Below are 14206 nucleotides of genomic sequence, written 5' to 3'. Positions count from 1 at the left end.
GATTCGGTCCCACTGAGCATCTTCCAGTTCGTATCGTTTAGGTGTTGTCATCGGAATGCCTCGATTCGTTTTTCCTCAGATTATACCTGAATTTTTAGTTTTCAGACAGTCCCTAGTAGATTATAGCCGTTTTTTCATATTAAAACGTCTATTAATTTTTATTCTTTACTGTGCTGCCAATTAACATGGTATCTTTTGCGTTGATAACTAAAGCCCTCTCCAATCACTTCATGGGCATCCAGTACCGTCACAAATGCCCGTTCATCAATCGCTTTAATTAATTGCTTCAATTGTGGAATTTCCCGCGGTTGAACCACCAAATAAATCACTTGCTTTTGATCATGCTGATAACCACCTTCAGCTTGCAAATATGTCAATCCTCTATTTAAAGAAACATCAATTAATTGGGAAATCTTTTGGCTTTTATCTGATACAATGAATAATACCTTAGCACGATTGGGCCCTTCTTGGACCATATCAATTACTTTAGATAATACGAAACTAACAATTAGCGAGTACGCGATGTGATACAGATCTAAGTATGATAGTGATAGCCCTAATACTACGTAGTCAATAATCAAAATTCCTTTTCCCGAAGAAAATCCAAAACTTCTCTGGCCAACCCGAGCAATAATATCACTACCACCAGTAGTTCCGTTATAACGAAAAACCAGACCAATTCCCAACCCTGATAATACCCCTGCAACCAGTGATGACAATAATAAATCATTTCTCAATGGTAGTGGTTGGATCAGAGGCTGCTGTGACCATATTATTAGAAATAGTGATAAACAAATGGTGCCATAAATAGTGTAAGCCATCATGCGCTTGCCTAAGTAGCGCAACCCAATTAGTATCAATGGAATATTCAGAAATAAAGTACTAATTCCCAAGTTAATATGAAAGAAATGACGAATAATCAGAGTTATTCCGCTCAGACCGCCGTCTGCCAAGCCACTTGGAATAGAGACTAAATCTAGACTGAACGCATAAATGCTACATCCCAACGTAATCATAATTAATTCGAAACTATTGTATTTTGTCCAATCTTTAAAAAACATAGTTCATCTCCAAAATGTTTTATCAATGTAAGTGCTTTATTATTTGACCGATGGTCCCTAAAAAACACTAACTTGTCCTGTAGTCCCTAGCTATTCACTTCCCTTTTGGGAGTGCCTAAGTCTCCAATTTTTAAAGCATATTCTTTAATACGATAAATTTGTCGTCGTTGTACGCCAGTACTCCTTGCAATTTGTGCAATATTCGTTCCATCCCTGAGCATTTGAACTACCCTTTTATATAGGTAGCGTTTTGATCCATGTGGACTATATTGCCGCCTTCTTCCTTTATACTCCCCGCGCTCCTTAGCTAATTGGATTCCCTGATTCTGCCTAGCATGAATTTTGTTGCGCTCTTCTTCAGCTGTATATTTGTATATTTCAAAAACCAAATTGGTTAATAAACCACGTAAGTTAACATCTTGTATATCAGTGAAACTCGGTAAACTTAAAACATCTAGTGTGGCTTCCTTTTGTTGAATCAAGTTAATGGTGTCAGTAATGTCCTGAGCATTTCTACCAAGTCGATCTAAATCCAAAACAGTGACAATATCTTTTTCACGAATGAACTCTAACATTTTTTGCAATTCAGGGCGATTTTGAACTGATTTTCCGGAAACTTTTTCCTGAAATATTTTCTCTACACCAGACTTTTTTAGAGCTTCAATCTGCCGAGCTAAATTCTGATTTTCAGACGACACCCTAGCATAACCAATTTTCATATATTTGCCTTCTTATCATATTAATTCTGACGTCAGTTTCTGGGCAACTACTCAACTAGTTGATCTGATTAAGATTTAAAAGTTACTGTGTCACACTCTAATGTCTCACACGTTTGATCTATTATACCACAGCTCAGGAAGGAGACATTAGGGTACATCGTAACGTAACGGATTGGGGGATTCGAGATAACTTCTTAACTGGACGGGTTCAATATTGGTATAACCAGCATCATCAAGGTATTGGTAGTACCAAAATATTATCTAATCTCAGAAAAGACCCGGCCGTCACCGAACAGGTGACGTTAAAGCAAGTTAAGCGGATTATGAGCAAGCTAGGCATTCGTTGCCAGGTTCGTCAGAAAAAGCATTCACGAATCAAACAACAGGAGCAATACTTACAAGATAATGTTTTAAATCAGCGTTTTAGCGTTAACCAACCAAACCGGGTTTGGTTAGCTGATTCAACGGAATTGACCTATGGTGTTAACGGTCAGTATAAAGTGCGTTTGAGCGGCGCGCTGGATCTTTACGGTCGCCATCTAATTGCCCATAAATTAAGTGAAACTGAAACTTCGAAGGCAAAAGTTCAGGTTTTTCAACGGGCCTTTAATTTTGCGGGTGACGTCCACCCTGTAGTGCATACTGACCGAGGTTCGGCATGCACATCAGGAACATTCAATAACTTTTTGGCGCAACATGAAGTCACCCGTAGTATGTCACGACCAGGAATGCCGTATGATAACGCACCAATGGAACGTTGGTGGAACGAGTTCAAATTGCGCTGGATTGATCGACACGCTAAACCAGTTACCTATAAAGAATTAGTGGCCTTGGTCGAAGAAGGCATCAACTATTTTAATCAACTAGATTGTTCACCAGCAAGAAACGACCTCACCCCAGCTGAATACTGGAATGAGGCCGTTTAAGCAAAGCAAAACTTATATTATTTCAAATGACAACTTGACAGGGACTAGTACAACTCAGGGGCTTTACTTTAATATTTCCTGTAGATATTAGCCTTTTTTAAATTTTAATTATGCCTAGAAGCCTATGTTAGAAGTCATAGTCGCCGCTACTCATAGCTTCAGCATTACCCATTAGATAGCCAGCACCAACTTGTGAGAAGAAATCATGATTGGCCGTTTCGGTTGAAATTCCGTTCATTACGATTGGGTTGATATCTTTAATCTCAGCATTGGGGAAGCGGGATTCAAAGCCCATATTTTGGAGCGCCTTGTTGGCGTTGTAGTGAACGAATTGTTTAACATCTTCCGCTAACCCAATCGGCGCGTAAACTTCTTCGGTGAACGCAAACTCGTTCTCAAGGAGATCGTCGAGCAACTCATCCATCCACTTTTTGAATGTTTTTTGTTCAGTCGCCGATAGCTCGTTATATCCCAATTGAAATTTGTAGCCGAGGTAAGTACCATGAACAGATTCATCGCGGATCACCAGTTTGACGACTTCAGAAAGATTTGCCAGCTTATTGTTACCACGGTACCAAAGTGGGGTAAAAAAGTTGGTGTAGTACAAAATTCCTTCAAGAAAGACGCTTGCAACTTTCTTTTCAAGGTTGTTTCCCGTTTGATAAATATCATTGATCCGTTTGGCTTTGTATTGCATTCTGGGATTATTGTTCATCCATTTGAATACTTCGTCAACAGTGGCTTGATCGTTCAAAGATGTCAAAATAGTGCCGTAGCTTTTGGCATGAATTGACTCCATCATCAAAAAGTCATTGAGGACTGCTGCTTCTTTTCGTGTCCGAACGTCGGGCCGCATCACGTCGACTCCTTCTTCAGATTGGAGTGTGTCCAGCAAGGCTAATCCACCCACAACCCGATTGATAACCGATTTTTCGGTGCCAGAGAGTGTCCGCCAGTCCCGTAAATCATTAGAAACAGGTACTCGCGTATCCAGCCAGTATTGTGCCGTTGCTTTATCCCATACATATTCGTCAAGTTCGTCTTCGATGATGTCCCAATTAATTGTTTTATAGCTCATTAGTTGAATACTCCTTAAAAGTCGTAGTCGTCATCGGTCATTTTTTCAGTGTCCGATTCATTGTTTGCAGCCGTTACCTGTTGCAAAAATTGATTTTGATCAATCATCAGTTCTTTGAGTTGCGCCACTAGTGAAGACGGTTGAACTTCGTAGACAGCGTTAAAGCCAAGTGACATTAATGCATGATTGGCACCATAGGAGGCCAGATTGATGGCTTCGGTGGCATCGTCAAGGTTAGCTTCTAAGAAGTCTTTTTCAGTTTGCATGAGTTGATCAAACTGTGTATTAATCCAATACTGCAGTTCGGTTTGATCACTTACAGTGAGTTCTTCAAATCTGAGGCGAAATTTGTAACCAATATAAGCACTAAAAAGAGCGCTACCGCGGAGAATATTAGCCAACATTTGGTAAGTATTGACGAGAGCCTGTGTTTGAAGTATTGTCCAGTATTTACCAAACGAGAGCCCAGTTTCAGTCAGAATAAAAAGGGCTTTTTTCTGTAAGGCCATATCGCTAGTGCTCATTTGGGCTAGTTGGTCAATTTCAGCTTGCAGATTGGCATTATCATCTGCCCAAGTAAAACTTTCACCGCCGTTACCCGGAATCAGAGCCCGGAAAATGGTCGTACAGCTTTTGGCATGGACTGATTTCATAAAGGTAATGGTGTTTAATACGGATTCTTCTTGTTGAGTTCGCCGATCGTGGCGAATAGCAGGGGTGCCAACTTCTGATTGGTAGACGGCTAACATTGATGTACCTGCCAACATACGAGTAATGGCCTGTTGTTGAGTATCTGATAGCTGTTGCCAAGCCGTCTGATCATTCGTGATGGGAATCCGAATGTCCAACCAAAAGTTAGTGGTGAGTCGTTCCCACATGTATTTATCGAAATTATCTTTAATATCATCCCAGTTAATTGCTTTGTAGTATAAGTAGTCCATCGTTATTTGTTCGTCTCCTTAATTAGGATTCATGGGTATATGGGTCTTGTGACCCAATAACGTATGCCGGTGTGTTAAACGGACGATAAGACCCCAAGTGAATTTCCTAGATCATGCATGATTCACATTCATTTGCCGTTTTAATTTCATCGTCTTCTGTAAACGTTCGAATGTAATAAAGTGACTTAATGCCTTTTGTCCAGGCGTAATTCCGTAACCGGTTAAGGTCTCGGGTTGTCATCTTTAAATTGTTATTGTCCTTCCACTCGTAAAGGTCAGGTTTCAAAACTGAACGCATAAATAGTGTCAGACTCATGCCTTGATCAATGTGCTTTTGAGCTACGGCATAGGTGTCAATAATTTTTCGTTGATCAATATCATATGCGGGTGTGTAGTAAGGCAAAGTTTCGTTAGACAGGTAAGGTGCTGGATAGAAGATTGAGCCTACCTTATTTTCCTGACGTTGTTCTACTAATTGTGTGATTGGATGAAGTGATGCACTTGTTTCATTGACGTACGAAATTGACCCGTTCGGTGCCACAGCGAGTCTATTACGATGATAAAGGCCGCCAGTAATCACAGCTTGCTTGAGTGCCTTCCAATCTGTAACAGATGGTAATTTAATATTTTTGAAGATTTTTGCAACTTTGGTACTCTTAAATTTAAAGTCTGCGTTCAAGTATTGATCGAAGTAACTGCCATCAGCGTACTTTGATTGGTCAAATTTAGCGAAGGTTTCGTGGCGTTCACGGGCAATTCGATTGCTCGTAACGAGTGAATAGTAGTTTAAAGCTAGGAAGTAGGCATCAGTAAATTCAAGGGCCTCTGGTGAGCCATACTCAATTTGGTGGCGTGCAAGGGCAGTATGCAGACCCATAGCCCCTAATCCAATCGTGTGGTAAAGTTCGTTACCATGTTTAACAGTCGGTACTTCCTTAACGTCGGTTGTGTCAGTTACGAGGGTGAGCGCACGAACAGCAACCTCAACTGAGTGACCGAAGTCCGGCGAGTCAATCATATTCATGATATTAGTTGATCCGAGATTACATGAAATATCGGTGCCAATTGTCTTGTACGATAGGTCATCATCAAGTTTTGACGGTTCTTGAGGCTGTAAGATCTCACTACAAAGGTTACTCATAATAATTTTGCCATCGACAGGGTTAGTTTGGTTGGCCGTATCAATGTTCAAGATGTAAGGATAACCAGATTCTTGTTGGAGTTGAGAAATCTTTTGTTCTAGTTTCCGCGCGTTAAAAACTGACTTCTTAATATTGGGGTTAGCGACCATGTTGTTATATTCTTTGGTGATATCGATGTAAGCAAATGGCGTACGATATTCACGTTCGACATCATAGGGGCTAAAAAGATACATTGGTTCGTTAGTCTTGAGTAATTCATAATATTTATCAGGAACAATCAAACCGAGGGACAAGGTCTTCACCCGAATTTTTTCGTCCGCATTTTCTTTTTTGGTATCCAGAAAATGTAAGATGTCAGGATGGAAGACGTTGAGATAAACCACTCCGGCGCCGTTCCGTTGCCCAAGTTGGTTACTGTAGCTAAATGAGTCTTCAAGTAACTTCATCACTGGTACAACGCCAGACGAGGCGTTGGAAATCTGCTTAATAGGATCACCTGAGGCGCGCAAGTTTGACAGGTTAACGCCGACGCCCCCACCGATTCGAGATAGTTGAAGGGCAGAATTAACGCCGCGTCCAATTGAGAGCATGGAGTCGGCCACATCGATTAAAAAACATGATACCATTTCACCGCGCCGTTTTTTACCCGCGTTGAGAAACGTGGGGGTGGCAGGCTGATAACGTTGTGAAATCAATTCATCGGCAACGTCATTGGCAAGTTGTTCATCACCATTAGCGAGATAGAGGGCATTGAAGACGACGCGATCGACAAAGTCTTCCAAAAATTGCTGGCCATCATTAGTTTTCATGGCATATTGTGTGTAGAACTTGTAGGCACCGAGAAAGCTGCGAAAACGAAAGTGATGGTCTCTCATTTGGTCGAACAAGGACTGCACAAACTTGTGAGAGTATTGTTCCAGGATACTTGGATCGATATAATCTTCGTCAACCAAGTAATTTAACTTGGCATTTAACGAATCAAATTGCTTGGTCTTCGGTTTAACTGTCTCTTCGAAATAAGCCTTTAGGGCTTCTTGATCATAATGTAGCGGAATTTCTCCGTTGCTTGGGATATTTACGAGGTTATTTAAGTAAAAATAGGTATTTTCCATTTCTGGGGTGCTAGTTACCATTAGGGATTACTCCTTCGTTGTTTGAAAACAAAATTGATTGCGATAGGTTAAGATGGCATCGGCAATGCGAGGAATGTCGTGTGCGGTGCCACGTAGCTCAAAATCGGTAATGTAAGGAAAATCGAAGCGTTTAGCATATTGTTTAGCCGTGAGTGCAAACTGCTTATTAAAATTACGATTACCGCTACCGATAATACCGTAGCAATGCTGGTAATTGCCTTCGTACGCGAGGTAATCTCCCAAAATAGTGGTTAATATTTCAGTATAACCGTTATTAACCCCATTACCACCTTTAAGAAAGGCTGGTAGGAAGGTAACAAACGGCTGGTCAAGAGTGGTGAATTCAGGGTGTTCTTTAACATTAATTGAACTAACCCGAACATGACGTTCTTTCTCAAAGTATGTTGTCAGTCTGCTAATAAAATATTTCGTGTTGCCACTCAAACTGATGTAGAGAATATTTATGGTTTCCGTAACTAATCATCGTCCTTTTTCTATATATAGTGGTTAGGCAATCATCATAGCACTATATGTGGTGTCTATGCAAATTGGTGGACGATCTGATTGATCTAAAAATTGTGTTGAATATAAAGATTCATGCGAGGTGGCTAAAATGGGCCCACCGTTGGTATTTTAAGTTGCACTAAGAGACGATAAACGGGACTTTTAATGAATGGAAGCAAGCTCCCAGGACCTAGCTCACAGTTTGCACCAAAGGCCTTGTTATCAATTGAGAAGAGCACACTGTACGGTTCATGATCAAAAAATATTTTGATTATGTCTACTAGTTTTTACCTTTGTTTTAGTACAAAAAAACGTGCGTCCCCTAGAACTATTAGAAAGTTAATTTAAAATAGTCGAAGGATAATTAAAGGCATGCTATAATGCGGGGAAGAAAAAGAAGCCCTGCGTGAACGGAGCTTCTCAGACAAGCCGCTTTAAAGGCGGTGGTCTAGATTACAAAATACATTGTCGCCTTGTAACCGACCAAAGTTACGCAGGGCGGGTTTTTATTTGTGGTGCTTGTCGATATAGCTGAGGAGTGCGATTAAAAACGGGCCAAACAGCAATATCAACGAGCGTGTCTGGAAGGCGCTCATTGGCTGTTAAACCTTCCTGAAGATTATTCCATGTTCACATGGCCTCAACTAGCAGGGGATCAGACTGTCATTTATTAAAAAGTGCAGCGACTTTTTCGAAATACGATTTATCTAATAGATGCTCATTATGTTTCATCTTTTACACCTGTTTCCATTTGGAATTCAGATAAGAAATCATGCATATACTTTGTTCGACGACTGGCTTCTTGCTTTCCCGTTCTGGTATTCATTGAACTTGCTAATTTCAGCAGCTTTTCATAAAAGTGATTGATGGTTGTACTTTTGTGATGGCGATAATCATCGTGTGTTTTGATTTTCTTCACTGATATTTTGGAATCATATATTTCCTGTCCAGCGTGCCCGCCGTAAGCAAATGCACGTGCTATGCCGATTGCACCTAGTGCATCAAGTCTATCAGCGTCCTGAACACATTTACCTTCGTTAGAAAGCTGATAATGGTGTTCAATGTTGTCAGCATATGACATATGTTGGATAATATCTAAAATGTCTTCTCTAGCCGGAGTTGTAATATTCTCATGGCTAAGTATAATTCGTACTCCTCTCAGTCTATTCTTTTTATCTGCAGTGACTTTTTAGTCTATGGTGTCATGCAAATAGCTAGCTGCTTTCACAACATACAGACCAATATCAGTTTCATTTTTTTTAAAATCTTCTATATATTTTTTTTGAGCTAGCTTAGACACTCTTTGGGCATGAAGAAAATCATGCCCAGTTGGATCAAAGGCCATATTTTCTTTAGAAAATGATTTTATATACTATATTTAATCTATTTCGTTTAGTATCCTTTACTATATATAATAAGGAGGCCTCTAATGCTAGTTTTTCTGTCAACATCATTCATACCATCCAATGATAAGATGTGGTCGCGAGTTGGCATAAATAAAAATCAACAATTCCCGCCATTGGCAATAGATTTAGGATGACGTTCCCTTAATTTTAAATGGTGTCCATGGTCTTAGTTAAATTTTTCTTGTTTCTGCCCAATTGATTCAATTCAGTAACTATGACAACACCACCTTAACAAATCATAATTTGGATAATAGTATGTTCCATTTGAAAGCTAAGCCTTATAATTAGCATAGGGTTAATAGCTCTAATCAAAATACCCACAAAAGGCCTGCTCAACTAACAATTGAGTAGGCCCTTTGTAGTACAAATTAATCCTTATCACAACTAACCTCAATAGCACAACAGGTATAAATAGTGCTTAAAATCCCTAAATAAATTTCTCTCACAACTGTTTAATAAAGCGGCAATCCCCGTCGTACGTGATTAATTAAACATTCAATTCTTAAAACACCTATTTTTAAATCGACTTAAACCGTCGCTGTTGCGTGCGTTTACTAATCCCCGTCTTTCGTTCAATCATCTTATAAGTCATGCCTTGTTTTCGCAACTCATAAGCAAATCTGATCTGTTCATCAGAATACGTTTTCGGTCGCCCTTCCCGAAACAACGGATCATGTTGCTTGGCATACAATTTACCTTCTTGTGTGCGCGTGACAATCATATCGCGTTCAAACTGCGCAAAGGCGCTAAATATTGTAAAGACTAATTGGCCAGTCGGCGTATTATCAATTAAGCCCATGTTCAAAATATTAACTTTGACATTTTCTTTAAACAACTCTTGGATAATGGCTAACGCCTCGCGCGTGTTCCGTGCAAACCGATCCAACTTAGTGACAATCAAAGTATCGCCTGTTTTTAGAACGCGCAACAGTTTTTGAAACTCCGGTCGTTCGGTAGTTGTGCCGGTAAACTTTTCTTGAAAGATTTTTTCTGCTCCTGCCAATTTTAGTAACTCAATTTGATTTGCTAATTTTTGATCAGTGGTACTGACCCGCGCATAGCCATATTTCATCTTTTTATCTCCTTATTTATGTCATTAAGTAATGACATGGTTCTAACCCTTTAATTATACAGCATCAAAAAAGAGGCCACAACTGTTAAGTTGTGACCTGTTTCGTTCCATTTAAACACTTTAATTATCACATATTCAAAACGTCAAAAAATTTGTATCTAAATATATCTAAGCTTTTTTAATGGTGAGAAACTTTGCCACTTGCAATGCTCGATTAATTACTTAGGTATACAAAATGATTATTGTCACGAGACTAAAATAATCTTAATGTTTAAATTTTCTTCACTTCAATAAAAGACCGGCCTGCTCAAACCCAAGGGTTTTAACGGACCGATCTTTATTTACATTAAGGCATCTTTACTTACTTTGAAAAACTTTTAATTTATCTTAGCCAGTTGTTGTGACAAAGTTTCCACTTGTTTAGCCAACTTCTCCAGATTGTGACTCTGGTCGAAAGTTTTTAAGTTCGCTTGCACTTGCCGAAAAACCTTTTGGACTCTTTCTTGGCCATTAACAGTCAAAGTTAGCCGAACAATTCGTCGATCATTTGGATTCACTTGTGATTGAATTAAATTATCTTGAATCAATCGCCAAGTATTCCTGGAAATTAGTGTGCGCGTAACCATGAATGCATCAGCTAATTCACTAGCAGTAGCTTGCCCATGTTGTTCAAGATAGACTAATATTCTCCACTCACGCATTGAAAATTCAGTTTTGGCCAGTCCTTGCACTAACATCTGGTATGCCTGTTTCTGAATAGCTTGCAGGGTTGTTAAGCTCTCAAACTGGTTCTTAATTTGCTGATGATTTACCATATAATATCATCCTATTCTTTGTACTGCCGCTTAGTCATTCCGAAGAGTTATAACAAACTACTCATGGCTAATAGTAATAAGCCCCTCAGTGTCATATGTCGTTGGTCAGTTTCATCAGTTCGAGGCAACCATTGATCTACAAAATTAGTAGCCTCTGTTTGACCAGCCTGAACCGGCTTAGCAGCATCGTTGATTGGCTCGGGTTAATAGAAACTCTAAAATCTGTCGATAAACTATTTATAATTCTTATTATAATAAATTGATTCAAACTCATTATGAACGTTAGAAATATTATTAATATGCATTGAAGGTTAATTTTACAATCTACCTAAAACTAAATATAATTTTTCTAACTTAGTTGTTGCACTTAAACTACTGCATACTCATTTTTCAGTCTTACTTAAGCTACCTCGATGATAAATTTTCTTTTGGATTAAGTATTGATCCTGATATTGAGTAATAAATAACGGAGAACTTTCTTCTATGACATTGCTAAACTCCAAACCATACCATGAAATAGGTGAGGCCGTAATTTTCTGCAAATAGATGCGCCCGCCAATCAATCTTCTATCTAACGAGCTTAACTGATCATTGGCAATTAAATCTGCTGGTTGTTCCTTTATAATAACAAACTTAAAGTCGCCGACTTTCCGTTGTCGCTCTGTTGAATACGTGGGTATTTGTGGTTCTAAAATACCTTGTTCCACTAGATGATTTACAATTTGATGTAAATAGACACTAACGGATTGAGATTTCTTAAACCCTAAGTACAATTGAACGTTAACAACATTATGCGTCTCAAGTAAATCAACTGTATAATTACTTTCATAAGGTGCATTGGTTTCATTGACTGTAACAAACCAATAAACTTTAGCTCTTTTAGGTTGTCTGTCGAGAATAGAATACATGGTACTACGCTTAATTTGGTAATCACCCTTAATTTTAGTCATATACACTAAGTTAGTCGTGAACAAAGGTACTGTATTGTCTGCGCTTAATTTAGAGAGTTGATCACGATAGTCAAGAAGTGAAACATACTCGCTTTCTTTCTCATAATGTTCTCTTCGTTTATTTCCAAAGTACCAAAGCCACATAATATAAAGAATGCCCAACATGATTGTTAACGTAACATAACCGCCATGAATAAACTTAACCAAACTTGAAATTAGAAAGATTAACTCAATAAAACCAAAAAACAAGGCAATTATAAGTGCTGTTCCCTTAGCCAGGTGTTTCTTTAAGAATTCATGCAAAAGCACAGTAGTCATAAGCATGGTAATAGTGATCGCTAAACCATACGCGGCCTCCATTTTTTGTGAACTACCAAAGAACCAGACTGCACTAATTGTTATTATACATAGTATCCAGTTAACAGTTGCAATATAAATTTGATTTTTTATATTACTTGGATGTCTAATAACCATTCTAGGTAAAAATTTTAAGCCAATTGCTTCATCGGCTAAAGTGTAAGAACCCGTAATCAACGCTTGAGAGGCAATAATTGCAGCGAGTGTGGCTAGCACAATGCCAACTAGGCGCCAAGTTCCGGGGAGCATTTCATAAAAGGGATTTAAGTTCGATAAGTTCCTGTAAGCAGTGTCACCTGCATGTCTAATTATCCAAGCCCCCTGACCTAAGTAATTTAAAAATAGGGTGCTATATACTAGTGGCCAGGTTACATAAATATTCTTCTTGCCAACGTGACCCATATCGGAATATAAAGCCTCTGCTCCTGTGGTTGCCAAAAAGATACTTCCAAGTATAAAGATTCCCACTTTGTTAACTGGACTGAATAGTATCCTAATTGCATAATAAGGAGAAATAGCCTTCAATATCATTGGATAATTGATTAGATTAACGATTCCAAAGACAGCCAAAAAGCCAAACCATAAAATCATCACTGGTCCAAAGGATTTCCCAATCACACCTGTTCCAAAACGTTGAATCATAAATAATACGAGTAGAACAACTGTTGTGATAATCAAGACGTTATGTTGAGAATTACTAAACACCACAGGGCCAAGGTGTTGTTTTTTTAATCCCTCAATGGCTGAGGTCACGGTTACTGCAGGTGTTAATGTTCCATCGGCCAAAATAGCTGCCCCACCAATCAAAGCTGGCCAAATTAACCATTTTGCATTTTTTCGAACTAAGGCATATAAAGCAAAAATACCGCCTTCATGCTTGTTGTCGGCTTGCATTGCAATGACAACATACTTCAACGTTGTAATAATCATTAATGTCCAAAATATCAAAGAAACTGACCCAATGACGTATTCTGGAGAAATATTTCCCATTTTACCGGCGTCACCAATCAATGCATTCATAACATACAATGGTGAAGTGCCAATATCACCGTACACAATTCCTAAAGTAACAAGTGCCCCCGCAAAAGAAACACGTTCTAGTTGCTTATTCATATTTGCTTGCCCCCAACGCTAATTATTGAAATATAGCACTGCAAAATAGTAAGCCTAAACACTAAGAAAAGCAACTATGCCATATACATCATAATGAAATCACTTTAAAGAAGTTCATAATTTACGATATACTGATTGAAACCATAAATTATGGGTCTTCTATTCTTAACTATCTAGTTGAACCATCTGATAACCGACTCCAATGTGTGTTTTAATATACTGATTCTGAGTATTAACTTCAATCTTTTTTCGCAAAGTTGCAATGGTCACTCGAAGAGAAGATGTATCTTCAACCGATTCTGTCCCCCAGACCTCTTTCAACAGATAGCGGTGTGTCAACACGCGGGAAGTGTTTTCAGCAAGAATAATCAAAACCTTATATTCGATTGGTGTTAAATGGATTTCATTTTGGTTTACTTTGACCGTTTGTGAATCAAAGTTGATAGTCAATTCTCCATTACAATAATTATTAATATTGGTTTTTCCGTTGTTATATATTATGTTAGTCCTTCTCAAGGAAACACGAATTCTAGCCAGTAATTCATCAATAGAAAAGGGTTTTGTTAAATAATCATCAGCACCCAAATCTAGAGCCTGCACTTTGTCGGCGTCCTCATCACGTGCTGAAATAACAATAATAGGTATATTATTGTTGGCAGCTCGTATTTGCTTAATAATGTCCATCCCATCCATATCGGGTAACATTAGATCAAGTAAAAGTACATCTGGTTGAAAAATTGGAATAAATTGGAGCGTTTTATTGCCATTTCTAGCTATGCCATACTTATAATCTGCGGATCTTAATGTCATTTGTATTAATCGAGCTACTTCTGGATCATCTTCGACAATCAAAATTCTATTTTTCATTTTTTTGAGAGCGTAAAATATCTTGTGTAAATGCATAAAAGATTTCTGAATTGTATAGAAATAGGGAATGCCTTCCCTTATGATATTTAGTAACCACAGAAAACATCACAGGAGGCATTCCC

Annotated in this window: 12 protein-coding genes and 1 pseudogene; 1 reads left to right on the top strand and 12 read right to left on the bottom strand. The window is 38.6% G+C overall.

Annotated elements, in window-relative coordinates; translation table 11 throughout:
- Window positions 1-158 precede the first annotated feature (158 nt).
- A complete protein-coding gene (locus MZO41_RS16025; RefSeq protein WP_013356283.1) occupies window positions 159-1061 on the bottom strand; it encodes a YitT family protein in 903 nt (300 codons plus the stop codon).
- Between the two features lie 86 nt (window positions 1062-1147).
- Window positions 1148-1780: a recombinase family protein gene (locus MZO41_RS16020; protein ID WP_046783566.1), complete on the bottom strand. Its 633-nt coding sequence runs from the start codon at window positions 1778-1780 to the stop codon at window positions 1148-1150.
- A 113-nt stretch (window positions 1781-1893) separates the two neighbouring features.
- On the opposite strand from MZO41_RS16020, the gene MZO41_RS16015 reads away from it, so the two are divergent.
- Window positions 1894-2706 (top strand): IS3 family transposase, encoded by an 813-nt coding sequence (locus tag MZO41_RS16015; protein ID WP_112260612.1) that lies wholly within the window; start codon window positions 1894-1896, stop codon window positions 2704-2706.
- Window positions 2707-2833: 127 nt separating this feature from the next.
- On the opposite strand, the gene nrdF is transcribed toward MZO41_RS16015, so the two are convergent.
- The 10 genes and pseudogenes from nrdF to MZO41_RS15965 form a co-directional block, all read right to left on the bottom strand.
- Window positions 2834-3784, bottom strand: a complete 951-nt coding sequence (gene nrdF, locus MZO41_RS16010; RefSeq protein ID WP_046811155.1) for a class 1b ribonucleoside-diphosphate reductase subunit beta — start codon at window positions 3782-3784, stop codon at window positions 2834-2836.
- Window positions 3785-3798: 14 nt separating this feature from the next.
- Entirely contained in the window at window positions 3799-4725 is a 927-nt protein-coding gene (locus MZO41_RS16005) for a ribonucleotide-diphosphate reductase subunit beta (RefSeq protein WP_010623241.1), read from the bottom strand.
- 106 nt (window positions 4726-4831) lie between these two features.
- Window positions 4832-6979 carry a class 1b ribonucleoside-diphosphate reductase subunit alpha gene (nrdE, locus tag MZO41_RS16000; protein WP_029508458.1) on the bottom strand — a complete coding sequence of 716 codons (2148 nt, stop codon included), beginning with the start codon at window positions 6977-6979 and terminating at the stop codon, window positions 4832-4834.
- A gap of 27 nt (window positions 6980-7006) precedes the next feature.
- Window positions 7007-7465 (bottom strand): class Ib ribonucleoside-diphosphate reductase assembly flavoprotein NrdI, encoded by a 459-nt coding sequence (nrdI, locus tag MZO41_RS15995; RefSeq protein ID WP_071665479.1) that lies wholly within the window; start codon window positions 7463-7465, stop codon window positions 7007-7009.
- Window positions 7466-8010: 545 nt separating this feature from the next.
- Window positions 8011-8100 carry a putative holin-like toxin gene (locus MZO41_RS15990; protein WP_220096012.1) on the bottom strand — a complete coding sequence of 30 codons (90 nt, stop codon included), beginning with the start codon at window positions 8098-8100 and terminating at the stop codon, window positions 8011-8013.
- 125 nt (window positions 8101-8225) lie between these two features.
- Window positions 8226-8849, bottom strand: a pseudogene (locus MZO41_RS15985) (HD domain-containing protein).
- A gap of 578 nt (window positions 8850-9427) precedes the next feature.
- Complete coding sequence (locus MZO41_RS15980) at window positions 9428-9982, bottom strand: recombinase family protein (protein WP_020923829.1); 555 nt, start codon at window positions 9980-9982, stop codon at window positions 9428-9430.
- Window positions 9983-10359: 377 nt separating this feature from the next.
- On the bottom strand, window positions 10360-10797 hold the full coding sequence (locus tag MZO41_RS15975) for a MarR family winged helix-turn-helix transcriptional regulator (protein WP_046811159.1): 438 nt from the start codon (window positions 10795-10797) through the stop codon (window positions 10360-10362).
- A 383-nt stretch (window positions 10798-11180) separates the two neighbouring features.
- The gene (locus MZO41_RS15970; RefSeq protein WP_013356293.1) at window positions 11181-13217 is read right to left on the bottom strand and encodes a KUP/HAK/KT family potassium transporter; all 2037 of its coding nucleotides are present in this window, start codon (window positions 13215-13217) and stop codon (window positions 11181-11183) included.
- A gap of 165 nt (window positions 13218-13382) precedes the next feature.
- The gene (locus tag MZO41_RS15965; RefSeq protein WP_013356294.1) at window positions 13383-14084 is read right to left on the bottom strand and encodes a response regulator transcription factor; all 702 of its coding nucleotides are present in this window, start codon (window positions 14082-14084) and stop codon (window positions 13383-13385) included.
- Window positions 14085-14206: the final 122 nt, after the last annotated feature.

The sequence above is a fragment of the Lactiplantibacillus sp. C232 genome (genome assembly GCF_023806725.1).
Classification (GTDB): Bacteria; Bacillota; Bacilli; order Lactobacillales; family Lactobacillaceae; genus Lactiplantibacillus; species Lactiplantibacillus plantarum.
The sequence above is the reverse complement of the archived record's forward strand: the minus strand, read 5'-3'. Positions and strand labels throughout refer to the sequence as shown.